21 protein-coding genes and 1 tRNA gene are annotated in these 23,513 nt (G+C 64.4%); 9 read left to right on the top strand and 13 right to left on the bottom strand.

What is annotated here, in order from left to right; genetic code table 11:
- Positions 1 to 104: 104 nt before the first annotated feature.
- Both ACQY80_RS16105 and thiE read right to left on the bottom strand, forming a co-directional pair.
- Positions 105 to 614 (bottom strand): M23 family metallopeptidase, encoded by a 510-nt coding sequence (locus tag ACQY80_RS16105; protein ID WP_428681634.1) that lies wholly within the window; start codon positions 612 to 614, stop codon positions 105 to 107.
- Positions 611 to 1,237: a thiamine phosphate synthase gene (gene thiE, locus ACQY80_RS16100; protein ID WP_428681632.1), complete on the bottom strand. Its 627-nt coding sequence runs from the start codon at positions 1,235 to 1,237 to the stop codon at positions 611 to 613. Before thiE ends, ACQY80_RS16105 begins: the two co-directional genes overlap by 4 nt.
- 35 nt (positions 1,238 to 1,272) lie before the next feature.
- On the opposite strand from thiE, the gene ACQY80_RS16095 reads away from it, so the two are divergent.
- Positions 1,273 to 1,671, top strand: coding sequence for a hypothetical protein (locus tag ACQY80_RS16095; protein ID WP_428681630.1), 399 nt, complete (start codon positions 1,273 to 1,275; stop codon positions 1,669 to 1,671).
- Here ACQY80_RS16095 and ACQY80_RS16090 read toward each other — a convergent pair.
- The 5 genes from ACQY80_RS16090 to tkt form a co-directional block, all read right to left on the bottom strand.
- Positions 1,668 to 2,324, bottom strand: a complete 657-nt coding sequence (locus ACQY80_RS16090; RefSeq protein WP_428681628.1) for an O-methyltransferase — start codon at positions 2,322 to 2,324, stop codon at positions 1,668 to 1,670. The two genes, ACQY80_RS16095 and ACQY80_RS16090, sit on opposite strands and share 4 nt — an antisense overlap.
- Before the next feature lie 18 nt (positions 2,325 to 2,342).
- Positions 2,343 to 3,233 (bottom strand): fructose bisphosphate aldolase, encoded by an 891-nt coding sequence (locus ACQY80_RS16085; protein ID WP_428681626.1) that lies wholly within the window; start codon positions 3,231 to 3,233, stop codon positions 2,343 to 2,345.
- Between the two features lie 79 nt (positions 3,234 to 3,312).
- Positions 3,313 to 4,509: a phosphoglycerate kinase gene (locus ACQY80_RS16080; protein ID WP_428681624.1), complete on the bottom strand. Its 1,197-nt coding sequence runs from the start codon at positions 4,507 to 4,509 to the stop codon at positions 3,313 to 3,315.
- An 18-nt stretch (positions 4,510 to 4,527) separates the two neighbouring features.
- Complete coding sequence (gap, locus tag ACQY80_RS16075) at positions 4,528 to 5,535, bottom strand: type I glyceraldehyde-3-phosphate dehydrogenase (RefSeq protein ID WP_428681622.1); 1,008 nt, start codon at positions 5,533 to 5,535, stop codon at positions 4,528 to 4,530.
- Positions 5,536 to 5,571: 36 nt separating this feature from the next.
- The gene (tkt, locus tag ACQY80_RS16070) at positions 5,572 to 7,539 is read right to left on the bottom strand and encodes a transketolase (RefSeq protein ID WP_428681620.1); all 1,968 of its coding nucleotides are present in this window, start codon (positions 7,537 to 7,539) and stop codon (positions 5,572 to 5,574) included.
- A gap of 157 nt (positions 7,540 to 7,696) precedes the next feature.
- On the opposite strand from tkt, the gene ACQY80_RS16065 reads away from it, so the two are divergent.
- From ACQY80_RS16065 to ACQY80_RS16050, 4 genes are all read left to right on the top strand, one after another.
- Entirely contained in the window at positions 7,697 to 7,912 is a 216-nt protein-coding gene (locus tag ACQY80_RS16065) for a hypothetical protein (protein WP_428681618.1), read from the top strand.
- Entirely contained in the window at positions 7,905 to 8,330 is a 426-nt protein-coding gene (locus ACQY80_RS16060) for a cell division protein ZapA (protein WP_428681616.1), read from the top strand. The genes ACQY80_RS16065 and ACQY80_RS16060 overlap by 8 nt, the downstream gene beginning before the upstream one ends.
- Before the next feature lie 237 nt (positions 8,331 to 8,567).
- Positions 8,568 to 9,143 (top strand): 5-formyltetrahydrofolate cyclo-ligase, encoded by a 576-nt coding sequence (locus tag ACQY80_RS16055; RefSeq protein ID WP_428681614.1) that lies wholly within the window; start codon positions 8,568 to 8,570, stop codon positions 9,141 to 9,143.
- Positions 9,140 to 9,370 carry a DUF2842 domain-containing protein gene (locus ACQY80_RS16050; RefSeq protein ID WP_428681612.1) on the top strand — a complete coding sequence of 77 codons (231 nt, stop codon included), beginning with the start codon at positions 9,140 to 9,142 and terminating at the stop codon, positions 9,368 to 9,370. Before ACQY80_RS16055 ends, ACQY80_RS16050 begins: the two co-directional genes overlap by 4 nt.
- 80 nt (positions 9,371 to 9,450) lie before the next feature.
- Here the strand turns inward: ACQY80_RS16050 and ACQY80_RS16045 are convergent.
- A tRNA-Asp gene (locus tag ACQY80_RS16045) sits at positions 9,451 to 9,527 on the bottom strand.
- Positions 9,528 to 9,570: 43 nt separating this feature from the next.
- Complete coding sequence (locus ACQY80_RS16040; protein ID WP_428685897.1) at positions 9,571 to 10,719, bottom strand: AI-2E family transporter; 1,149 nt, start codon at positions 10,717 to 10,719, stop codon at positions 9,571 to 9,573.
- Positions 10,720 to 10,965: 246 nt separating this feature from the next.
- On the opposite strand from ACQY80_RS16040, the gene ACQY80_RS16035 reads away from it, so the two are divergent.
- The 4 genes from ACQY80_RS16035 (at position 10,966) to ACQY80_RS16020 (ending at position 18,759) form a co-directional block, all read left to right on the top strand.
- Positions 10,966 to 11,973: a hypothetical protein gene (locus ACQY80_RS16035; RefSeq protein ID WP_428681610.1), complete on the top strand. Its 1,008-nt coding sequence runs from the start codon at positions 10,966 to 10,968 to the stop codon at positions 11,971 to 11,973.
- Positions 11,974 to 11,984: 11 nt separating this feature from the next.
- Positions 11,985 to 12,449 carry a hypothetical protein gene (locus ACQY80_RS16030; RefSeq protein WP_428681608.1) on the top strand — a complete coding sequence of 155 codons (465 nt, stop codon included), beginning with the start codon at positions 11,985 to 11,987 and terminating at the stop codon, positions 12,447 to 12,449.
- A 74-nt stretch (positions 12,450 to 12,523) separates the two neighbouring features.
- Positions 12,524 to 13,582 (top strand): hypothetical protein, encoded by a 1,059-nt coding sequence (locus ACQY80_RS16025; RefSeq protein WP_428681606.1) that lies wholly within the window; start codon positions 12,524 to 12,526, stop codon positions 13,580 to 13,582.
- Positions 13,583 to 13,677: 95 nt separating this feature from the next.
- On the top strand, positions 13,678 to 18,759 hold the full coding sequence (locus ACQY80_RS16020; RefSeq protein ID WP_428681604.1) for a hypothetical protein: 5,082 nt from the start codon (positions 13,678 to 13,680) through the stop codon (positions 18,757 to 18,759).
- Between the two features lie 104 nt (positions 18,760 to 18,863).
- Here the strand turns inward: ACQY80_RS16020 and ACQY80_RS16015 are convergent, their stop codons facing one another.
- The 4 genes from ACQY80_RS16015 to thyA form a co-directional block, all read right to left on the bottom strand.
- On the bottom strand, positions 18,864 to 20,156 hold the full coding sequence (locus ACQY80_RS16015) for a dihydrolipoamide acetyltransferase family protein (protein WP_428681602.1): 1,293 nt from the start codon (positions 20,154 to 20,156) through the stop codon (positions 18,864 to 18,866).
- A 5-nt stretch (positions 20,157 to 20,161) separates the two neighbouring features.
- Positions 20,162 to 21,166 (bottom strand): alpha-ketoacid dehydrogenase subunit beta, encoded by a 1,005-nt coding sequence (locus ACQY80_RS16010; RefSeq protein ID WP_428685895.1) that lies wholly within the window; start codon positions 21,164 to 21,166, stop codon positions 20,162 to 20,164.
- A 32-nt stretch (positions 21,167 to 21,198) separates the two neighbouring features.
- Positions 21,199 to 22,494 (bottom strand): thiamine pyrophosphate-dependent enzyme, encoded by a 1,296-nt coding sequence (locus ACQY80_RS16005; protein WP_428681600.1) that lies wholly within the window; start codon positions 22,492 to 22,494, stop codon positions 21,199 to 21,201.
- 93 nt (positions 22,495 to 22,587) lie between these two features.
- On the bottom strand, positions 22,588 to 23,481 hold the full coding sequence (gene thyA / locus ACQY80_RS16000) for a thymidylate synthase (protein WP_428685893.1): 894 nt from the start codon (positions 23,479 to 23,481) through the stop codon (positions 22,588 to 22,590).
- Between the last annotated feature and the right edge of the window lie 32 nt (positions 23,482 to 23,513).

Here is a 23,513-nt window from a genome sequence, read left to right as displayed (position 1 = left end):
AAAAAGCTGTCGCGGCGGCCCACGCCTTGCGCCGGACTTTTCGGATGGCGCAAAAGTGGTGACGAGAAGCCTGGCCATACCACCGGGCGCGATCATCCCGCCGCCTAGCCGCGCGGGCGCCTGGTCGTCAGCAACGGATAGGGATTGACCGGCTCGCCATCCTGCCAGCCGCTACCCGGCGCAGTTTCGAGTATCTGGAAATGAAGATGCGGGACTGCGGGATCGGCGTTACCGCTGGCCCCCACCGTTCCGATAACCTGCCCGCGCATTACTTTCTGCCCCTCCGCCAGCCCGCGCCGATAGCCCTTCATATGCGCGTAATAGAGGATCAGCCGCCCGTCGGCCGACCGCTGATAGATGGTGAGCCCGCCGCGTTTCGACGCGAACAGCTTTTCGATCCGCCCGTCCATCGCCGCCAGCACCGGCGTACCCTGCGGCGCCGGGATGTCGATGGCGCGGTGAAGGCGTCCCTCGGCCCGGCTCTTGTTCCAACTGTCAATCAACTCGGACGGCCGGATGCCCTCAACCGGGACGATGATGTCGGGGGCGGGCTGCGCTGCACCGACGGCGGCGAAGGCCGCCACACCGAGCAGGCTGGCCCGCGCCCGCCTCACCCCGCGAACAGCTTGTCGAACGCCCGCACCGCCTCTGCCGGGCCGTCGGGATGCGCCCAGACGCCGCCCGAAACCGCCAGGAAATCGGCGCCCGCGTCGATCAATGTCTTTGCATTGTCGACGGTGATCCCGCCGATCGCGACGCAGGGCAGTTCGAACAAGCCCTGCCACCAGGTCAGGATTTCGGGCTCGGCGCGATGCTCGACTGTCTTGGTCGTCGTGGGAAAGAAAGCGCCGAACGCGACATAATCCGCTCCCCCATCGCCCGCTTCCATCGCAAGATGGCGGCTATCGTGGCAAGTGACACCGATCTGCGCCTGTGGTCCCAATAGCCGCCGCGCGTCCTGCAAATCGCCGTCGCCCTGCCCCAGATGCACGCCGTCGGCGCCAAGCCGCTTGGCGAGCGCCATATCGTCGTTGACGATAAAGGCCGTGTCATGCGCGGCGCAGATTGCCTGAAGCGGCTCCGCAAGTCTTGCCGCTTCGTGCTGGTCCACGTTTTTGACGCGAAACTGGAACGCCGCGACCGGAGCTGCGGACAAGGCGGCCTCGAGCTGCGCGGGAAAATCACCGCCGACGTCGAGCGGCGAAATCAGATAGAGCTGGCAAGCGGGTGTGGTCATGGCGGGTTCATAGCGAGGCAGCCAGTGTCGGGCAAATGCAGAACATCACGCGCCTCGCCATCCCGATCCTCGCCGTTTTCGCCCTACCGGCCTGCGCCACCATGGCTCAGCAGACGTCGCTGCCCGACGGTAGCAATGTCGCGCTCGGACAGCGTGCGATGGTCGACGGCCCGATCGTCGAGCCCGTCAAAATCCTCGAAGACAGCCGCTGCCCGATGAACGCGCGCTGCATCTGGGCGGGCCGCGTGCGACTTCAGATGGTCTGGATTCGCGGCAATGGCGAACGGCAGCCATTCGAAGTGACGCTGGGCGAACCCGTGCAGCTTGCCGATGGCCAGTTCACGCTCGAATCGGTGCGCCCCGAGAAGATGACCGGCGACGCCACGAAGTCCGCAGACTACCGCTTCTCGTTCCGCTTTGCGGGCGGGCTTTAGCGCACCCGCGCCAGCAAGAAACCGTCCCAGCCCTTTGATCCAACCGTCTGGATCGCGGTCGCATCGAGACGCGGGTCGGCATTGAGCCTGTCGAACAGCGCGCGCGTGCCTTGGATTCGCTCGTCGGCGCTATCCGCGTCGAGTACGCCGCCCTCGCGGATGACATTATCGACGATGATCGTCATGCCACTGCGGCCGAGGCGGATTGCTTCTTCGACGTAGAGCGCGTTGCTCTGCTTGTCGGCGTCGATGAAGACAAGGTCAAAGGGATCGCCGGCCCTCATCGCGGCCAGGCTGTCGGCCGCGGGACCGACACGAATGTCGATCCGGTCGGACAGTCCGGCCCGATCGAAATTCTGGCGCGCGACTTTCGCATGATGCGCTTCGAGTTCCAGCGTCACCAGCGAGCCGCCCTCCGGAAGCGCCCGCGCGAGCCAGATCGTCGAATAGCCGCCGAGCGTCCCGACTTCGAGGATGCGCTTCGCACCGGCCATCTGCGCGAGCAGACAGAGCATCTTGCCCTGCGCCGCCGACACGTCGATCGGCGGCAGGCCCTGTGCTTCATTATGGGCGAGAGTGGCGACAAGTGCGTCGTCGGCGCCGAGTAATTTGTCGGCGATATAATCGTCGACGGCTTGCCACCCCCCACTCATTTCAGGGGTCCCGTCACATCAAGCCACCGAGGCCGCGTGAATTTCGGCAATCGCGCCGCCGAGCGAGCTGTTGAATTCCTCGTCGCTCATCTGATGGCGCAGATCTGCGAGCAGCGCGCGGCTGAAGCTCGCGATGATGCCGGGGTTCTTCGCCAGTTCGACGCAGGCTTCGGGCCGCGCGAAGCCGCCCGAGAGCGCAACGACGCGCAGCACCTTGGGATGATCGACAAGCGGCTGAAACAGGCCGGCCTCGGTCGGCAGCGACAGCTTCAGCATCACGGGCGCGCCAGTCCACGCGTCGAGCGCGGCAAGCGTTTCCTTGAGCAGCAGGCGGTCGGCGGCATCGCGCTCGGCGCTCTTGATGTTCACTTCGGGTTCGATGATCGGGACCAGACCGTGCGCGGCGATCCGCGCGGCTTCGGCGAACTGCTGTTCGACGATCGCCTTGACGCCCGCCGGGTTGGCGAGGTTAACGACGCTGCGCATCTTGGTACCGAACACGCCCTTGGCGACCGCGCGTTCACAGAGCGCGTCGAGGTCGGGGTTCGCCTTCATCAGCTGGACACCGTCGGCTTCGGCCTCAAGACCCTTGTCGACCTTGAGGAACGGCACCACGCCGCGGTCCCAGAGCAACGCCGGAACGGGCTTGCCGCCGGCTTCGCCGTCCATCGTGCGTTCGAACAGGATCGCGCCGATGACTTTCTCGCCGTTGAAGCAGGGCGCCGTGACGATGCGGCTGCGCATGTCGTGGATCAGGCCGAACATTTCCTCGTCGTTCGCGAAGGCATCTTCGCCGATGCCATAACCCGCCAGCGCCTTGGGCGTCGAACCGCCGCTCTGGTCGAGCGCGGCAATGAAGCCCTGTCCCGATTTGATCTGTTCCAGCATCTCGGCATTGGCGGTGGTCATAACATCTCCGGTTGGTTGCATACGTATGTGGCGGTGCGCATAGCGACCCCTCTGCCGGGATGCAAATGCGACAGAAACTCTAGGCTTTGAGCGCGTCCACACCCGGAAGCGGCTTGCCTTCCATCCATTCGAGGAAGGCCCCGCCCGCCGTCGAGACGAACGTGAAGTCTGCGGCCACCTCGGCATGATTGAGCGCCGCGACGGTATCGCCGCCGCCCGCGACCGAGATCAGCGAGCCTTCGCGGGTCAGCGCGGCAGCGGTCTTGGCCAGCGCCACCGTCGCGGTGTCGAACGGCGGTGTCTCGAATGCACCGAGCGGTCCATTCCACACCAGCGTGCGGCAATTCTTGAGCACATCGGCAAGCGCCTCGACCGCAGCCGGGCCGACGTCGAGGATCATCTCGTCCGCCGCGACCTCGTGGACATTCACGGTGCGCGTCGGCGGGTTCGGCGCGAACTCTTTCGACACCACAACGTCATAAGGCAGATGGATCGTGCAGCCTGCACTGTCTGCGGCATCGAAGATCGCGTTCGCAGTGTCGACCAGATCATGCTCGCACAGCGACTTGCCGACATCGACCCCGCGCGCGGCGAGGAAGGTGTTCGCCATGCCGCCGCCGATGATCAGATGGTCGACCTTGCCGACGAGATTGCGCAGCACGTCGATCTTGCTCGACACTTTCGCGCCGCCGACCACCGCCGCGACCGGATGCGCCGGATTGCCGAGCGCCGCGTCGAGCGCATTGAGTTCGGCCTCCATCGCACGGCCGGCATAGCTCGGCAGGCGATGCGCGATGCCTTCGGTCGAGCCATGCGCGCGGTGCGCCGCCGAGAAAGCGTCGTTCACATAGAGGTCGCCGATCTCGGCAAGCGCATCGGCGAAAGCCGGATCATTCTTTTCCTCGCCGGGATTGAAGCGGGTGTTTTCGAGGACCGCAACATCACCCGCCGCCAGCACCGCAACGCCCGCCTTGGCGCCTTCGCCAACGCATTCGGGGATGAACATCACCGAATGGCCGAGCACATTGGCGACGCCGTCGATCACCAGGCTGAGCGACTGGGTCGGGTTCTTCGCACCTTTGGGACGGCCGAAATGGGCGAGGAGCAGGACGATCGCCCCCTTGTCCGACAATTCGCGGATCGTCGGCATCGCCGCGCGGATCCGCGTGTCGTCGGCCACGGCGCCGCCCGACATGGGAACATTGAGATCGACGCGCACCAGCACCTTCTTGCCGGTGATATCACCCAGATCGTCGAGCGTCTTGAACCCAGCCATTTCGGCCTCCCATAAGGCTTAAAGGAACTTCGCGATCACGCCCGCAGTGTCGATCATGCGGTTCGAGAAGCCCCATTCATTGTCATACCAGCTGAGTACGCGCACCAGCTTGCCGTCGATGACGGCAGTTTCGAGGCTGTCGATCGTCGAGCTGGCCGCATTGTGGTTGAAGTCGATCGAAACCAGCGGTTCTTCAGTGTAGCCGAGAACGCCCTTCAGCGGGCCTTCGGCGGCGGCCTTGAGCACCGCGTTGACTTCTTCCCTCGTCGTATCGCGGAGCGGCGTAAAGGTCAGGTCGACGACCGACACATTCGGGGTCGGGACGCGGATCGACGAGCCGTCAAGCTTGCCCTTGAGTTCAGGCAGGACAAGGCCGACAGCCACTGCGGCACCGGTCGAGGTCGGGATCATCGACATCGCGGCGGCGCGGGCGCGGCGCGGGTCGTCGTGGATCTGGTCGAGGATCTTCTGGTCGTTGGTGTAAGCGTGGATCGTGGTCATCAGGCCGCGCTCGATACCGATCGCCTCATGCAGCACCTTGGCAAAGGGGGCGAGGCAGTTGGTCGTGCACGACGCGTTCGAGATGATCAGATGATCGGCGGTGATCTTGTCGTCGTTGACGCCATAGACGACGGTCAGGTCGACTTCCTTGGCGGGCGCCGAAATCAGCACGCGCTTGGCGCCGGCGTCGAGATGCTTCTGGCCGCCGGCCTTGTTGGTGAAGAAGCCCGTGCATTCCATCACGATGTCGACGCCATTGGCGGCATGCGGCAGCGCGGCGGGATCACGCTCGGCGGTTACCTGAATGCGCTTGCCGTTGATGATCAGGTCATTGCCGTCGACTTCGACGGTGCCGTTGAAAGCGCCGTGGACCGAGTCATGGCGGAGCAGGCGGGCATTCGCCTTTGCATCGCCAAGGTCGTTGATCGACACCAGTTCGAGATCATGGTCGGTGCGTTCCAGAATGGCGCGCGCCACGTTGCGACCGATACGTCCGAAACCGTTGATTGCGACTTTCACTGCCATGTCGAATGTCCTTTTCTGCGGATGAGGCCGTCGGTCTTATGCGCCGAGCCGTGCCAGGATCTGGGGTGCGATAGCATCGACCGTGAGGCCGAAATGCTTGTAGAGGTCGTCGATCGGCGCCGAGGCGCCAAAGCTGTCGATGCCGAAACGCAGGCCATCGCGGCCGGTGTAGCGCTCCCAGCCGAAGGTCGTGCCCGCCTCGATCGAGACGATCAGCGCGTCGTCGGGCAGAATATCGGCCTGATAGGCTTTGCTCTGTTCGTCGAACAGCTCGGTGGACACCATCGAAATGACGTCGGCGCCTTGGCCTGCAGCTTCGAGCTTGTCGGCGACTTCCATCGCGAGCGACACTTCCGAGCCCGTCGCGACGAGCACGACCTTGCGCGCTGCCGAGGCATCGCGAAGACGGTAACCGCCTTTCAGGCAAAGATTTTCCGTGACGTCATGGCGCAGCGGGGGAAGATTCTGGCGGGTCAGAGCCAGCAGCGACGGCCGGTCTTCCTGCGCCAGCGCCAAGGCCCAGCATTCGGCGGTTTCGACCGCATCGGCGGGACGCAGGACCAACAGGTTCGGCATCGCGCGGAGCGACTGGAGATGTTCGATCGGCTGGTGCGTCGGGCCGTCTTCGCCAAGGCCGATGCTGTCGTGCGTCATGACATAGACGACACGCTGCTTCTGCAGCGCCGACAGACGGATCGCGGCGCGGCAATAATCAGCAAAGACAAGGAAGGTGCCGCCATAGGGCACAACGCCACCGTGCAGCGCCATGCCGTTCATCGCCGCGGCCATGCCGAACTCGCGGATGCCATAATAGACATAGCGCCCCGAATAATCATTCTTCGTCAGTGGCTTGGTCGACGATGTTTTGGTATTGTTCGAACCCGTGAGGTCGGCGCTGCCACCGATGAGCGCCGCGATGTCGGCCGTAAGGGCGCCCAGCGTATTCTCCGACGCCTTGCGCGTTGCGACCTTCGGGGGTTCGGCGACGAGACCGTCGAGATAAGCCTTGAAAGCGTCGCCTGGCACGACCTTACCGCTCAAGCGGTTTGAAAATTCGCTTTTCTTTTCGCTGCTTGCGAGGCGGGCATTCCATTCGGCGTGAAGCGCCTTGCCCTTTTCGCCAAAGGCGGTCCACGCCGATGCAATGTCAGCGGGGATGACGAAAGGCTCGGCCGTCCAGCCAAGTTCCTTGCGCGCGGCGGCGATCTCGTCGGCACCAAGCGGGGCGCCGTGCGTTGCCGATGTGCCCTGCTTGTTCGGCGCGCCGAAGCCGATGATCGTGCGGCACGCGATCAGCGACGGGCGCGGATCGGCAAGCGAGGCGTCAATCGCGCGGCGGATGTCAACGGGATCATGACCGTCGCAGCTTTCGACGTGCCAGCCGGTCGCGGCGTATCGGGCCGGGATGTCTTCGCTGGTCGACAGGTCGGTCGCGCCGTCGATCGTGATCTTGTTGTCGTCCCACAGCACGGTCATGCGGCCAAGACCGAGGTGGCCAGCCAGACCAATGGCTTCGTGGTTGATGCCTTCCATCAGACAGCCGTCGCCGGCGATCACCCAGGTGCGGTGGTCGACCAGATCGTCACCATAGATTGCATTGAGGTGGCGTTCGGCGAGCGCCATGCCGACCGCGGTCGCGAGCCCCTGCCCCAGCGGCCCGGTGGTCGTTTCGACGCCCGCGAGCTCGAAATTCTCGGGGTGGCCGGCACAAGGGCTGCTCAGCTGACGGAAATTGCGGATTTCCTCCATCGTCGGATGCGCGTAGCCGGCGAGATGCAGCGTCGCATAAGCGAGCATCGACCCGTGGCCCGCCGAGAGGACGAAGCGATCGCGATCGGCCCATTTCGGATCGGACGGATCGAATTTCAGATAATCCGAGTAGAGCACGGTGGCGACGTCGGCCATGCCCATCGGCATCCCGGGGTGACCGCTGTTCGCGGCCTGTACGGCGTCCATCGCAAGCGCGCGGATCGCGTTGGCGAGCTTACGTTCGGGCAGTGTCATGAGTCCCCCGGGAAAGGATGTGAAGATGACCGGATTCGGTGGGGACAGCCCTTTGCGGTGGTGGGGTCAGGAGTCAACCGCCCACGGCAGAAAATAGCGCGCATTTCGGCACGGACAGGCGATTGCGCCCCTTAGCCTCGGCTGCTACCCCTTTGCCATGGAACTCGATCTCGACGAATCCAGCCTGGCCATCGGCCGCATCGAACGGGCGCTCAGCCGGATCGAAAAGGCCCTGACCGACCGGGCGAACCGCCCCGCCCCCGAAATCGCCGCGCCCGAAACAGCTGGCGCAGAAGAATCGGCCCTGAAGGCCGAAGTCGTGGCGGTTATCGGCGAGCTCGACCGGCTGATCGAGGAGGCAAAGCGTGGCTGACGTCAAGCTCCACATCGCGGGCCGCGTTTATGACGTGCATTGCGCCGACGGGCAGGAACCGCAGCTGATGCAGCTCGCAACCGTCGTTGATGAAAAGATTCGCTCGATGCCCGGCGGCACCGAGATTCGCCAGATGCTGTTCGCCGCGCTGATGCTGGCCGATGAAGCGCAGGACGCCAAGGGCAAAGCCGACAAGGCCGAACCCCAGTCCGATTCGTTGCGCGCGGCGGTGGCGCTTGCCGAGAGCCGCGAAGCACAGGCCCGCGACGAGCTGAAATCCGCACTTCGCGAACTCGATGCGCTCAAAAAGGCACCGCCGGCGGCACCAGCCACGGCTGCGCCTTTGCACGATCGCGCCCTGCTCCAGATCGCTGACCGGATCGAGACGCTCGCAAGCCGGATCGAGCAAATTCCCTAAATGGCTTGAGACTGGCGGGCCGCCCTCCTACATAGGGGGCGGCGGGTACTGCCCGGCACGAGCTTTTGCGAAAATCCCTGAGGCGATACTTCATCCTAGGGGGCTGTCCCTGCCCGGACCCTGGTCCGACGTATATGGTCCCCACCTGACGTTACTGGCGTCAGAGGATCTTCCAGCAAACGACCCACGGTGGTCCCGCCACCCGCCGCGCCAGCATTCCGAGGAGCCGGAGACGATATGACCTCCGACGCCTTCGTCCAGCAGAAGAAGCAGCTCCGTGAGAGGCTCCGCTTCCGGCGTCGGCATTTCGTCGCCAATCTGGACGACATGGCGCGTCTCGGTGCCTTTCGCGCCCTCCCTGTCTCGCTGGCGGACCATATCGCCACCGCCTCTCCGATCGCGGCCTATGCCGCTTGCGGCGGCGAGCCCGATATCCTGCCGATGTTAACCGACATGTCGTTGCTGCTCCCGCATCACAGCGGATGCGTCGATACGATGGACTTCCGGCAGTGGAAGCCAGGCGAGCCGCTGCTGAAAGGGCCGTGGGGAACCCTGCAGCCCGCTGACACGGCCGCGGCAGCGCTGCCGGCGCTGATTTTCTGCCCGCTTGTCGGGTTCGATCGCAGCGGAGGCCGCCTCGGTCAGGGCGGCGGCCACTATGACCGCTTTTTTGCGGCGCATCCCGCTATCCCGCGGATCGGAATTGCCTGGTCGGTGCAGGAAGTGGACAAGGTGCCGCTTGAGCCGACCGACGTCCCGCTGGACGCCATATTGACCGAACAGGAATTTTTCGTGACCGGAGACCGTCTGTGAGCCAGCTTCCCGCCGACCCGCCGCCGAGCTGGCGCAAGCCCGCAGGCATCTTCATCATTCTGGCGTTGATCGCGATATGGGCGGTCGGAATCGTGGCGCTGTCACCATGGGTCGGCGGCTGGCCGATCCTGATCCAGGCCATCTTCTATCTGGTCGCGGGAATCATCTGGGTGCTGCCGCTCAAGCCCCTGCTACGCTGGATGGAGCTAGGGCGGTGGCGCGGCTAAAAAGCCGCGCCAACCCCGTAAATTCCAATTCTGGAATGCTCCCAAGCCGCGGTGGCCATTTCGCCCGAAAGGGCAGGAAATGGCGCGAGTGACGGGGCTCGAACCCGCGACCTCCGGCGTGACAGGCCGGCACTCTAACCAACTGAGCTACACCCGCGTGTGCTTGGGAGAGGCGCCAATATGCGCCGCGCCCCACCCTGTCAACCGTCGCCTTCATCCTTTGTGCGATTTAATCGATCGCGCATCTCGTCGGTGGTCGTCAGCGTCCCATGCTCGAAGAGGAAACCCGCCAGATCCGGCGTTCCGGTCGAGTGCAGCACGGTCTGGAGGATCAAAAGCAACGGCACCGCAAGCAGCGCGCCGGGTGTGCCCCACACCCATCCCCAGAAGCTCAGCGACACCAGAATCAGCAGCGGATTGATAGTCAGACGACGGCCGAGAACCAGCGGCGTCACCAGATTCGCCTCGACCAGATGAACGCCGATAAAGATCATCGCGGGTAGAAGTGCAAATCCCACCGCGTCGAAAGTCATCAGTCCGCCCAAACCGAGCAGCACCGCCGCGACGATCGGGCCCAGATAGGGCACGAAGTTACAGATGCTGACGATGCCGCCCCACATGAAGGGCGACGGCATGCCGAGCGCCCAGAGCAGCAGCGACACGATCAGGCCGAGGATCGCGTTGATCATTGTGATCGTCGCCAGATAGTCTGCGGTTGCATCGACGACATTCTGGATCACGCGCGCGGTCTGCATCGCCCCGTCGAAGCTGCCGCGGCGGCGGATCGTCCCGCGCCGCAGCCGAGTCCAGCCCGCCAGGAAGAAGAAGATCACCAGCACCGCGAAGAAAAGCTGGATCGCCGCCGCGGGCGCGGCCGAGATGAAATAGTCCACGACCGACGACGGAGCCTGCGCTGCAACCGCCTGCGCGGTCGCCTCGGTCCCGCTCGCGACCGACATTAACGTCCGGTCGACGAAACGCTGAAAACTCGCGTAAAAATCGATGAGCGGCGCGACGTTGCTCTGGATGCGCGGAATCGATTCGGGAATCCGCGCGAACCACCCGGTCGCCGGAACGACGATGATCGCCAGCGCCGCGTTCACGATCATCAGAAAGCCCGCGAGCGAAAGAAAGGCGGCAAGGCCCGACGGAACGCCGCGGCGCTCAAGCCATTCGAGTAGCGGCACCAGCGCGATCGAGATGACGATCGCCGCCGTCAGCGGCAGGAAAAACTCCGCCCCCGCTTTCAATGCGAACGGAAAGCCAAGGCAAAAAGCGGCGCCCAGAATCAGTGCGAGCGCCGCGAGTAACCGGTCACGGCGGAAATCATCGACTTCGATCTGACGCAGGGGATCGCCCTGCCCCGACCGTGTGTCCTTCCTCCCCCTGTCTTCGGCCACGCTTTATGCCTCCCGGTTTACCACATCTTCCTACGCGAGCTTTGGGCGCCGCGCCAGTCGGCCAGAATCGCCGGAAACGGACGACGGCATTTGTCTCCATTTGGGCCAAAACCCCATTTTCTATCGATATTTTAACCAGATATTTCCGTTTTTCCGCGAGAACAAATTCCAAGGACCAGCTTTGGAGTTTCAACCATGATGAAAGCGCCTGTGGGGGGCGCGAAGCATCATCCGCTTCTTTTTCCCTCCTGTTCAGCCTTGGCGCTGGCCGCAGCGCTGTTCGCGCCGGTCACGGCCCATGCCGCCGGCACCCTCGCCGGTTCGACGATCAGCAACACCGCGAGCGCCAGCTTCGACAATGGCGGCGGCGTTCAGACGATCGATTCGAATCGCGTTGACCTGCGCGTCGACGAGCTGCTCGACGTGACCGTCGCCGGCAGCACAACCGACGTCCCGACGACGCCGGGCGCGACCAATCAGGTGCTCACCTATCGCGTCACCAACACCGGCAACGGCCCCGAAGCCTTTGCGCTGAGCACGATCGCCAACGTCGGCGGCGACGATTATGATCCCGCCGTCACCCAGATCTATATCGATGCCAATAACAACGGCACGTGGGACCCGACCGACACGCTTTATGTTGCGGGGTCGGAAACGCCGCTGCAGCCCGACGCGTCGATGACCGTCTTCGTGCTCGCAACGACGCTGAGCACCGCAACCGATGGCAATCGCGGTATCGTTACGCTCGTCGCCCGTGCCAAGACCGGCACCGGCGCGCCCGGCACGACATTCGCCGGCATGGGCGAAGGCGGCGGCGATGCAATCGTCGGCTCGACGGGTGCCGACGGGCAGGACAACGGCGCGTATCGCGTTGCGGCGGCGACGGTCTCGCTCGTCAAATCGGCGGTGATCGTCGATCCGTTCGGCGGCGCCGAGGCCGTGCCCGGTGCCGCCATCACCTATACGATCACCGCTACCGTCGCGGGTTCGGGATCGGTCAGCGGCCTGGCAATCAACGACAATATCCCGGCGAACACCGACTATGTCGCCAGTTCGATCACGCTCGGCGGATCGGCACTGACCGATGCCAACGACGCCGATGCCGCCAATTATGACGGCACGCGCATCCAGGTTCTGCTCGGCACCGTGCCCGGCGGCCAGACGCGCACGGTCACTTTCAAAACCAAAATCAAGGCCAACTGACGGAGATGCACATGCGTACCGCTCTTTTCCTTCTGCTCGCCGTGCTCGCTCCGACGCAAGCCTTTGCCGCGAACCAGGTCGTGCTCGACAACAGCGTGTTCGTCGAACGCGCGACGACCGACGCCGCCGGCAAGCCGCGCGTCCTGCTTGAGGAGCCCAAGGTCGTCGTACCGGGCGACAAGCTGGTGTTCGTGCTGAACTACCGCAACGCCGGCACCCAGCCTGCCGACGCGTTCGTGATTACCAACCCGATGCCGTCGGCCGTCCGCTATGCCGACGCCGGCGACACGCGCCCGCTCGTCTCGGTCGATGGTGGCAGGAACTGGGGCACGCTCGACGCCCTCACTGTTCCGCTTGCCGACGGCACCCGCCGTCCGGCGCAGCCCGCCGATGTCACGCACATCCGCTGGGCGTTTCAGAAACCGATTCCGGCGGGGGGCGCCGGGAAGCTGATGTTCAGGGGAATTGTCAAATAATCCTTTGATTATTACCGCTTAATGGTTGCCGGCGGTGGGGAATTTGGCAGCCGATCAAGCCTGGGAGCTCAGCTATGACCAGCAAGCTGACTTACTGGGGTGCCTTCGGTCTGGCAGCGGCATTCACTGCCGTCGCCAGCCCTGCCTATGCGGCCGGGACCACCGCGGGTACCTCCATCACGAATACCGCCACCGTCAATTATCAGGTTGGTGGCGTCGCACAGGGCGCGCAGACCGCGTCCGATACCTTTACCGTCGACCGCAAGATCAATCTGCTCGTCGAAGAGGTGGGAACCGTCACGACCAACGTCGTTCCGGGCCAGACTAATGCCGTCACGACCTTCCAGCTGACCAACAGCTCGAACGACGTGCTCGACTTTGTACTGGCGGCGACGCAGATCACGGGCGGCACCGCCGCGCATGGCGGAACCGACACGTTCAACGTCAACAACGTCCGGATTTATCGTGACAATCCGACGACCGGCACGGTCGGAAGCTGGGATGCGGGCGACGCGCTCGTTACCTACGCCGACGAAGTGGCCGCCGACGGCATCATCCGTCTGTTCGTGGTTTCCGACATTCCGGCAGGCCTCGCAAACAACGCGGTGGCCGGCGTCCAGCTTCGCGCTACGGCGCGCGAAGGCGGAACGACCGGAAGCCAGGGCGCTGCGGTTACACAGACCACGGGCGCGAACACGGCGGGTGAAGATACCGTCTTCGCCGATACTGGGGGCGTGAACGATGCCGCGCGCGACGCTTCGCATAGCGCCGCCGACGACTATACCGTGCAGACGGCGACGCTGGCGGTCACCAAGATCAGCCGCGTCATTTCGGATCCGTTCAACAACACGACGAATCCGAAGCTTATCCCCGGTGCCGTGGTCGAATATTGCATCGCCGTCACGAACAGTGGCGGTGCGGCGGCGACCTCGGTGGCGATCACCGATCCCGTGCCGGGCCAGCTGACGTTCAACGCCGGCACGATCCTGCTCGGCGGCACCGTGACCGGCGGCACCTGCGACTTCAACGGAAGCGCAGGCGGCAGCTATACGGCGCCAAACGTGTCGGGGACGATCGCATCGATCGCCGCGGGCGCGTCGAGCACGCTCGTTTTCCGCGCCACGGTCAACTGACCTGACGGAATGACCGGAGCAGCGGGAGGATTTCGTCCTCCCGCTGCCCCCCATCGGGACCAGCGATGAACCTCCGCCAGACATATAAGTCCTTCGTGACCGCCCTGGTCGCGGCAGCCTCGCTGTCCGCGGTTCCCCAGACGCAGGCACAGGTGATCAGCAACACCGCGTCCGCGGATTGGACCGGCGGCAACGCGCTGTCGAACCGCGTCGACGTGACCGTTCGCGCACGTCCGCCCGAACAGCCAGTGATCAAGACCTATCGCATTGTCGACGGCGGCGGCAACAAGACCGTGCCGCTCGTTCCGACGCGCTGTGCCGGATCGGTGGGCGGAATCGCCGCCCAGTCGGCCGCGTCGAGCGGCGATCAGCTCATTCAGCTTGCCGGCGTTTATGCCGGTATCCCGACCGCGCCGGCTTCCCTCCAGAGCAGCGATGCCTTTCGCGCCGGAGAAGTGCTGGTGGTCGGTGTCACGCTCGCTTCGGCGAATGTCGATCCCAACGCGATCGACACGCTGCCGGTGATCCTCGACCTCGCCAACGGCGACAGCGAGCGCATCACGCTGACCGAAACCGGCGCGAACAGCGGAGAATTCGTCGGCTTTATCAACACGATCGGTGTTCCGCCGGCCGTTGTTGCCGGCGATTGCCGCCTGTCGGTCAATCCCGGATCGCCGATCCAGCTGCGCATCACCGATCAAGCCAATGCCAGCCTGGTCGCCATTGCGACGATCGACTTCCTTGTCGATCCCTTCGGCATCGTGTTCGACAGCGGCGACGGTTCGGCCGTTCCGGGTAGCCGCGTCACGCTGATCAACACCGCGTCCGGCCAGCCCGCGCACGTGTTCGGCGACGACGGCGTCAGCGCCTATCCCGCAACGGTCATCACGGGGCAGAATGTCACCGACGCGAGCGGCAAGGTCTATACCTTCCCCCCCGGCGACTATCGCTTCCCCTTCGTCGCGCCTGGCACCTACCGTCTGGTGGTCGAGCCGCCGGCGCCCTATACCGCACCGTCGAAGGCGAGCCCTGCGGATCTCGCCGGTCTGCGCCGGCCCGACGACGGCCTGCCCTTCACGATCACCGACGCGAGCTACAGCCGCAACTTCACGCTCGACAGCCCCGCGCCCGTGCGCGTCGACATCCCCGTCGACCAGCCGGGGCTGCCGCTGATCCTGCGGAAGACGACGTCGACCCAGACCGCGGTTCCGGGCGACGCGGTGCAGTATCGCATCGAAGTCGCGAACCGCGACGCGCGGCGCTCGACCGGCGCGGTGACCGTCAGCGACGCGCTGCCCGTGGGCATGCGCCTGCGCGCCGACACGGTGCGTGTCAACGGCGCGCGCGTCGATGCGACCGTCAACGCGAACGGCCGCGATTTTACCGTCACCCTGCCTTCGATCGCGCCCTCGGGCACGGTGCTGCTGACCTATGTCGCCGAAGTCATCGTGTCGGCGCAGCCCGGCAATGCGCTCAACCGCGCGTCGGCGGCCGACAATCGCGGCACCGAAAGCAATGTCGCCGAGGCGACAATCTCGATCAAACGCGATCAGCTCGGCGACCGCATGACGATCATCGGCCGTATCACCGACGGCGGTTGCAGCGTCGACCCCGACAAGTCCCCCGGCATCGCCGGCGTGCGCGTCATGCTGCAGGATGGCAGCTATACGGTCACTGACGAGGACGGCCGCTATCACTTCGAGGGCGTGCGCCCGGGGCTTCACGTCGTCCAGATCGATCCCTCGACGCTGCCGATCGACCGCGAAGCCATCGACTGCGCGCGTTCGACCGCAAGCGCCGGCAGCCCGATCTCGCGCTTCGTCGAGGGACGCGGCGGTTCGCTGAAGCGCGCGGACTTCCGCGCCATCGCCGCCGCGCCGCGTGCCGCGACAGAAAAGGCGAAATTCGAAGCGCCGAGGCCGCTCAGCGACCCCGACGCCGCCGGCGCCAACCGCAACTGGCTTGCGGGCGAGGCGCCCGGCATCGGCTGGCTCTTTCCCGAGGCCGATCACAATCCGCGCGCCAAGGCGATCCGGGCCGCGATCAAGCATGCCCCGGGTCAGACGGTCTCGCTGACGATCAACGGCAAGCCGGTCGACGATCTGACCTTTGACGGGATGAGCAAGTCCGCCGACGGCCTCGTCACGGTCAGCCTGTGGCGCGGGATCGAAATCCGCGAAGGCGATAACCGCCTGGTCGCGACGGTGAAAGACGCCGGCGGCGCCACCGTCGAGACGTTGGAACGCAGCGTTCATTATTCGATCACGCCGATGCGCGCGACGTTGATCCGCGAGAAGTCGGTGCTCGTCGCCGATGGCGTGACGCGCCCGGTGATCGCGGTGCGCCTGACCGACCGCGACGGCAAGCCGATCCGCGCCGGCCTGACGGGCGACTTCAGTGTCCCCGCACCCTATTATCCCGCCATCGAGGCCGATGCCCAGCAGGCGCGACAGCTCGCGGGCCTCGAACGCGCGCAGCCGGTCTGGCGCATCGATGGCGACGATGGCATCGCCTATGTCGAGCTGGAACCGACGACCGCGTCGGGCACACTGACGATGAATTTCAACTTCCGCGACGACAAGGTCCAGCGTCAGCAGACGGTCGAAATGTGGCTCGATCCGGGCGATCGGCCGTGGACAGTGGTCGGCTTTGCTGCCGGCACGATCGGTTACAACACGCTCGACGACCGGATGGAATCCGTCGCGGAAACGCTGGACGACCTGAACGCTGATGCGCGCCTCGCCCTCTATGCCAAGGGTCGGGTCCAGGGCAAATGGCTGATGACGCTGGCGTATGACAGCGACAAGGACAAGGACGACGCGCGGTTCGGCGGCGTGATCGATCCGCGTGCCTATTACACCATCTACGCCGACCGCAACGAGACGCGCTATGACGCCGCCTCGGTCCGCAAACTCTATCTGCGCCTCGAACGTCCGCAATTCTATGCGATGTTCGGCGATATCGAGACGGGCATCTCGGAACCGCAGCTTGCCCGCTATCAGCGCGCGCTGAACGGCGGCAAGGCCGAGTATCGTGGCCGCAACATCGCCGCGACCGCGTTCGTCGCCGACACGCCCTACCGCTTCCGCCGCGACGAGATCCAAGGCAACGGCCTGACCGGGCCGTACCAGCTCGGCGCGCGCGATGTCCTGCCGAACAGCGAGCGCATCGTCATCGAGACGCGCGACCGGCTGCACAGCGAACGGATCATCGAGAGCGTGACGATGACGCGCAACATCGATTATGACATCGACTATCTCGCAGGAACGATCCGTTTCCGTGCGCCGGTGCTGAGCCGCTCGTCGAACCTCGACCCGCAGTTCATTGTCGCCGAGTATGAGGTCGACGGCATCGGCGAACGCGTGCTCAACGCCGGCGGCCGCGTCAGCTATCAATCGGACGATGAAAAGCTGCGCGTCGGCGCGACCTTCATCCATGACGAGGATAATGACGCCAAGACCAACCTTGGCGGCATCGACGCCCGCTATCGTCCGAATGCCGACACCGAGGTGCGCGCGGAATATGCGGTGAGCGACGCCAAGGCAAAAACCGGAAGCAGCAGCGCGGCCGCCGGGACGGCCAAGGCGTGGCTGGTCGAGGCCGAGCATCACAGCAGCAAGGCCGATTTCCTTGCCTATGTCCGCGAGCGCGAGGCAGGCTTCGGCACCGGCCAGCTCAACAGCGGCGAAGATGGCACACGCAAGTTCGGCTTCGAGGCTCGTGTGAAGGCGACGCGCAACCTGTCGGTCACCGGCAGCGCGTGGCAGGAAGACTATCTCGACGTCGACGCGCGCCGCCGCGCCGCGAGCGCGCTCGTTGAATATGACAATGGCACCAGCAAGGTGCGCGCCGGCCTGACGCATGCCGACGATCGCCTTACCGACGGTTCGCGCAATACCTCGAACATCGTCCAGTTGGGCGCAACGCAGCGATTGTTCGACAAGAAGCTCGAACTCGACGCGCAGACCGAATTCGCGCTCGGCGGCGACGATGGCAGCGTCGATTTCCCGACGCGGCATCGCATCGGGGCTCGCTATGCGATCACCCGCGACGTCAATCTCGTCGGCAGCTATGAGATCGCAGACGGAGATACGGTGAAGGCGCGCACCGCGCGGGTCGGCTTCGACCTGACGCCGTGGGCCGGCGCCCGCCTGCTCGCGACCGCGAACCAGCAGGAAATCAGCGAATATGGTCCGCGCAGCTTCGCCGCCTATGGCCTGTCGCAATCGCTGAAGCTCGACGAACATTGGTCGGTCGACCTGTCGCTCGACGGCAACCGCACGATCGGCGGCATTCGCGCCGGCGATGTCCTGAACGTCGATCATCCGGTCGCATCGGGCGGCTTCCTCGGCAACAATGGCACGCTGACCGAAGATTTCACCGCGATCAGCGCCGGTGCGACCTATAGAAGCGACCGCTGGACAGTCACCGGCCGCGCCGAATATCGCGACGGCGAGCTGGCGAACCGTTACGGGCTGACGCTGGGCGGCATCCGCCAGCTTGGCGAAGGACAGGCGCTCGGCGCGCTGTTCACCTATGCCAAGGCGAGCGGCACAGGCACGACGCCGACGACCGAAGTCATCACCTTCGAAGCAAGCTGGGCGCACCGCCCCGCAGACTCGCAAATCTCGTGGCTCAACAAGAGCGAGGCCCGTTCGGACGAGGTGCGCGACGCCGTTGCCGGTCAGGCCGGGCCGGTCGGCGGCGCTGTGCTGACGATCGACGGCGATGCCACGAGCCGCCGGCTGCTCAACAGCCTGTCGGTGAACTGGACCCCGCTCGGCGACCGCGGCATCGGCAGCGGAGACGGCTGGTACGAGCGGGCCGAGATCGGACTCTTCTGGGGCACCCGCTATAACTTCGACCGCTTTGGCGCCGACGATGTGAAGGGCTGGTCGAATCTGCTCGGCGCCGACCTGCGCTTTAACCTGAACGAGCATATCGACATCGGCGCCTCGGGCACCGCGCGGATCGGTACCGGCGGCGACACGATCGCCTGGGCCGCAGGACCGACGGTGACGCTGGCACCGATGGAGAATGCCAACATCACCTTCGGCTACAACTTCGCCGGCTTCCACGACCGCGACTTCGAAGACGCACGCTTCTCGCGCTCGGGGGCCTATGTCACCTTCAAGCTGAAGTTCGATCAAACGAGCCTTGCGGGGTTGGGGCTATAACAACCGTCATTGCGAGCGAAGCGAAGCAATCTCCAGCCGTCGGCCTGCTCAGCCGACAGCTGGAGATTGCTTCGTCGCTACGCTCCTCGCAATGACGAGGGTTATCAATCCGCAAACAGCAGGACCGGCGTTTCGATCAGCTTCTTGAGTGCCTGCACATAGCTTGCGGCATCCCAGCCATCGACGACGCGGTGGTCGCAGCTGATCGACAGGTTCATCAGCTTCGCGCGGCGGATTTCGTCGCCCCCCTGAGGATTCTTGGCGAAGACAGGACGCTCGACGATCTTGTTCGGACCGATGATCGCCACTTCCGGACGGTTGATGACCGGGGTGGTGGCGATACCGCCGAGCGGGCCGAGCGATGTGACGGTCAGCGTACCGCCCGTCAGCTCCTCGACCTTGGCCTTGCCGGTGCGCGCGGCTTCGGCGAGGCGGGTGATCTCGCTCGCGAGCTGCCACACATTCTTGTCCTGCGCGTCGCGGATCACCGGAACCATCAGCCCTGCATCGGTCTGCGTCGCCATGCCGAGATGCACCGCGCCATAGCGCGTCACCACGCCGCCTTCGTCATCGTAGCGCGCGTTGATCATCGGAAATTGCGGGATCGTCCGGCAGATCGCGACGATCAGGAAGGGCAGCATCGTCAGCTTGGGACGACCGCCGCGATTGGCATTTAGGTCTGCGCGCATCTCTTCGAGCGCGGTGACGTCCATTTCCTCGACATAGGTGAAGTGCGGAATGGCGCGCTTCGATGCCGCCATATTCTCGGCGATCTTGCGGCGCATGCCGATGACCTTGACCGGCTCGTCGCCCCGCGCGCGGCTGGCGCCGGGTGCGTGATACCCTTGCCCGCCGCTGTACCGGAGGAAGGCGTCGAGGTCCGAATGGCGGATACGGTCGCCCTCGGCATGAATCTGACCAAGGTCGACGCCGATATCCTTCGCACGCGCCCGGACGGCGGGTGACGCGAGAACGGCACGGCTGTGATCCACCGCTGCGGCGACGGGTGCCGGAGCGGGGGTCGGCGTGGGAGCCGGTGTTGGTGCAGACGCCGGAGCAACTTCGGCAACCGAAACCTCTTCGGCACCCGGCGTTTCGGCAACGATCTCTTCCTCGACCGGCGTATCGGCGGGCGGTTCATCGACGGCCCCCTCACCTTCGGTTTCGATCACGGCGAGGGTCGAACCGATCGACACCATGTCGCCGACATCGCCCGCGAGTTCGACGACGATCCCGGTGACCGGCGATTCCATTTCGACGGTCGCCTTGTCGGTCATCATGTCGGCAAGCTGCGCATCTTCCTCGATGCGGTCCCCGATCTTGACGTGCCATGCAACGATTTCGGCCTCGGCGATGCCTTCGCCGATGTCGGGCAGACGGAACGAATAACGAGCCATGGCGATCAGTCCTTCAGAATCTTGGTCAGCGCGGTCGCGATGCGGACCGGTCCGGGGAAATAGGCCCATTCAAGGCTGTGTGGGTACGGCGTGTCGAAACCGGTGACCCGCTCGACCGGCGCCTCGAGATGATAGAAACAGCGCTCCTGCACCAGCGCGGCGAGTTCGGCGCCGAATCCCGAGGTGCGCGTCGCTTCGTGGATGATCAGGCAGCGGCCGGTCTTCTTCACCGACGCTTCGATCGCGTCGATGTCGAGCGGCAGCAAGGTGCGCAGATCGATGATTTCGGCATCGATGCCCATTTCCTCGACGATCGTCCTGGTCACATGGACCATCGTGCCATAGGCAAGGATCGTCAGCGCCTCGCCTTCACGGACAGTCGCAGCCTTGCCGAGATCGATGCGGTAATAGCCCTCGGGCACCGCGCTCGCGTCGTGCTTGGACCAAGGCTCGACCGGGCGGTCGTAATAGCCGCTGAACGGGCCGTTGTAGATGCGCTTGGGCTCGAGGAACACGACCGGATCATTATCCTCGATCGCGGCAATCAGCAGGCCCTTGGCATCATAGGGGTTCGATGGAATCACCGTCTTCACCCCGCAGATATGCGTCATGATGCTTTCGGGCGACTGGCTGTGCGTCTGGCCGCCGAAGATACCGCCGCCGAACGGCGTGCGCACCGTCATCGGACAGATATAGTCGTTCGCTGAACGATAGCGCAGGCGCGCCGCCTCGCTCACGAGCTGGTCGAGCCCCGGATAGATATAGTCGGCGAACTGGATCTCTGGGACCGGGCGCAGGCCATAGGCGCCCATGCCGACCGCGACGCCGATGATCCCGCATTCGTTGATCGGGGTATCGAACACCCGCGTCTTGCCATGCTTTTTCTGCAGACCCGCCGTCGCACGGAACACACCGCCGAAAAAGCCGACATCCTCGCCCATCACGACGGTGTTGGAGTCGCGTTCGAGCATGATGTCCATGGCGCTGTTGATCGCCTCGATCATGTTCATGGTCTTGGTTGAGCCAGAGTCATTGGGCGTCATTATTCGGGCTTCCAGTTGGGGCCGAACTTGGCCTCTTGCTCGGCGAGCATCTGATCGCATTGTTCCTTGAGGTGCCAAGGCATTTCTTCGAACACATCCTGGAACATCGTCTCGAACGGCTGGTGCATGCCATGCCCGAGAATTCCGAGCTTTTCTGACTGTTTCTGCGTCGTCTTTACCAGCTCTTCGAGCTCTTTCGCCTGCGCAGCGTGGCGTTCATCGTCCCACTCGCCGAGCACTTCGAGATGCTGTTTCAGGCGCGCGATCGGGTCGCCGAACGGCCAGATCGTCGGCTCTTCCGACGGGCGATAGGCGCTCGGATCGTCCGAGGTGCTGTGCCCTTCGCTGCGATAGGTGAAATGCTCGATCAGCGTCGGACCGTTGTTCGTGCGAGCGCGGTCGGCCGCCCATTGCGTCGCGGCATAGACCGCCAGCGGATCGTTGCCGTCGATACGCAGTCCGGCGATGCCGTAGCCCACGGCACGCGCAGCGAAAGTCGTTCGCTCGCCGCCGGCAAAGCCCGAGAAGCTGGAGATCGCCCACTGGTTATTCACGACGTTGAAGATGACCGGCGCGTTGTAGACAGTCGCGAAGGTCAATGCCGAGTGGAAGTCGCCCTCGGCCGACGACCCTTCGCCACACCACACGGTCGCAATGCGGCTGTCGCCCTTCGACGCCGAGGCCATCGCCCAGCCTACCGCCTGCGGATATTGGGTCGCGAGGTTGCCCGACACGCTGAAGAAACCATGTTCGGGCGCCGAATACATGATCGGCAGCTGACGCCCCATCAGATGATCGCCGCGGTTCGAGTAGATCTGGTTCATCATCTGGATCAGCGGATAATCGCGCGCGATCAGGATGCCCTGCTGGCGATAGCTGGGAAAGCACATGTCCGACCGGTCGATCGCCATCGTCGAGGCGATCGACGTTGCCTCTTCGCCGGTGCACTTCATGTAAAAGCTGGTCTTGCCCTGCCGCTGCGCCCGGAACATGCGATCGTCAAAAGCGCGGGTCAGCATCATGTAGCGTAGCATGGTGCGCAACCGCTCGGCGCTCAGTTTCGGATCCCACGGTCCCTTCGCCTGCCCGTCGAAATCGAGGACGCGGACGAGGCCGTAACAAAGGTCACGCATCGCATCGGGCTTCGTCGCTTCGCCGGGACGCGGAGTCGCATCGACGGCAGGGACGACGATATCGCCGAAGTCCGGCGTGTCGCCGGGCCGATAACGAGGCTCGGGAATATGAAGCGACAGCGGCGGCAGATTGCTCGCCGGTCGACGATCCGACTCAGGCATATCTTCTTCCCTGCAAGGCGCGAATCAGCGCCTAGTTATATTTCAACATGGCGACATATTATTACGGTCACCATACGAATGCAACGATGCCCGTCAGACTGCGACAGGCGCGGAAATATGGGCTTGCGGCGCATATTCCTCGACAGCGAAATCCTCGAACCGATAGTCGAAAATGCCCGAAGGCTTGCGAAGGATGCGCAGCTTCGGCGCGCCGTCCGGAATGCGCCGAAGCTGCTGTTCGACCAACTCGGCATGATTGAGGTAAAGATGCACGTCACCGCCCGTCCACACAACCTCATGCGCGTGAAGGCCCGCCTGCTCGGCGACCATGCGCGTCAGCAGTGCCGCTTCGAAAATGTTGAAGGCAAAGCCGAGGCCCAGATCGCAGGAGCGCTGGAACAGCAGGCACGACAACCCGCCGTCGCTACGCACATGGAATTGATAGGTCATGTGACAGGGCGGGAGCGCCATCCGGTCGATTTCGGCAACATTCCAGCCCGTGAAGATATGGCGCCGCGAGCCCGGATTGGTCTTCAGCGAGTCGATCAGCGCGGCGATCTGATTATGCCCTTCGGCGGAGCGACGAAACAGTCCCTCGCCCGCCGGCTCGTAGCGCGGCCAGTTCACCCATTGATGCCCGTAGACGGGGCCAAGATCGCCCCATTGCGCGGCGAAGGCCTCGTCAGCGATGATCCGTGCCTCGAACGCTTCGGCAGCGATATCTTCGCCGGTGGCCTTGCGATATTTTTCGAGCGGCCAGTCGGTCCAGATCTTCACGCCCTGCGACACGAGCGACCGGATATTGGTGTCGCCGGTGAGGAACCACAACATCTCGCGCAGCGCCGTCTTCCAATAGACGCGTTTGGTGGTGAGCAACGGGATGGCGTCGTCCTTCAGCGAGAATCGCATCGTCTCGCCGAACAGCGAGCGCGTGCCGACACCTGTGCGGTCGACACGCTCGTCGCCCTCGACCCAGATGCGGCGCATCAGGTCGAGATATTGCAGTTCATAATGGATGG

It is taken from the genome of Sphingopyxis sp. (assembly GCF_965279755.1).
Taxonomy (GTDB): Bacteria; Pseudomonadota; Alphaproteobacteria; order Sphingomonadales; family Sphingomonadaceae; genus Sphingopyxis.
The sequence above is the reverse complement of the archived record's forward strand: the minus strand, read 5'-3'. Positions and strand labels throughout refer to the sequence as shown.

Bases quoted from the DNA above. Each gene is read 5' to 3' on its own strand.
- thiE (WP_428681632.1), bottom strand. From the start codon at position 1,237: ATGACCACACCCGCTTGCCAGCTCTATCTGATTTCGCCGCTCGACGTC.
- ACQY80_RS16095 (WP_428681630.1), top strand. From the start codon at position 1,273: ATGCAGAACATCACGCGCCTCGCCATCCCGATCCTCGCCGTTTTCGCC.
- ACQY80_RS16090 (WP_428681628.1), bottom strand. From the start codon at position 2,324: ATGAGTGGGGGGTGGCAAGCCGTCGACGATTATATCGCCGACAAATTA.
- ACQY80_RS16085 (WP_428681626.1), bottom strand. From the start codon at position 3,233: ATGACCACCGCCAATGCCGAGATGCTGGAACAGATCAAATCGGGACAG.
- ACQY80_RS16080 (WP_428681624.1), bottom strand. From the start codon at position 4,509: ATGGCTGGGTTCAAGACGCTCGACGATCTGGGTGATATCACCGGCAAG.
- gap (WP_428681622.1), bottom strand. From the start codon at position 5,535: ATGGCAGTGAAAGTCGCAATCAACGGTTTCGGACGTATCGGTCGCAAC.
- tkt (WP_428681620.1), bottom strand. From the start codon at position 7,539: ATGACACTGCCCGAACGTAAGCTCGCCAACGCGATCCGCGCGCTTGCG.
- ACQY80_RS16065 (WP_428681618.1), top strand. From the start codon at position 7,697: ATGGAACTCGATCTCGACGAATCCAGCCTGGCCATCGGCCGCATCGAA.
- ACQY80_RS16055 (WP_428681614.1), top strand. From the start codon at position 8,568: ATGACCTCCGACGCCTTCGTCCAGCAGAAGAAGCAGCTCCGTGAGAGG.
- ACQY80_RS16035 (WP_428681610.1), top strand. From the start codon at position 10,966: ATGATGAAAGCGCCTGTGGGGGGCGCGAAGCATCATCCGCTTCTTTTT.
- ACQY80_RS16030 (WP_428681608.1), top strand. From the start codon at position 11,985: ATGCGTACCGCTCTTTTCCTTCTGCTCGCCGTGCTCGCTCCGACGCAA.
- ACQY80_RS16025 (WP_428681606.1), top strand. From the start codon at position 12,524: ATGACCAGCAAGCTGACTTACTGGGGTGCCTTCGGTCTGGCAGCGGCA.
- ACQY80_RS16015 (WP_428681602.1), bottom strand. From the start codon at position 20,156: ATGGCTCGTTATTCGTTCCGTCTGCCCGACATCGGCGAAGGCATCGCC.
- ACQY80_RS16010 (WP_428685895.1), bottom strand. From the start codon at position 21,166: ATGAACATGATCGAGGCGATCAACAGCGCCATGGACATCATGCTCGAA.
- ACQY80_RS16005 (WP_428681600.1), bottom strand. From the start codon at position 22,494: ATGCCTGAGTCGGATCGTCGACCGGCGAGCAATCTGCCGCCGCTGTCG.
- thyA (WP_428685893.1), bottom strand. From the start codon at position 23,481: ATGCGCCGCATCTGGGTCGAGGGCGACGAGCGTGTCGACCGCACAGGT.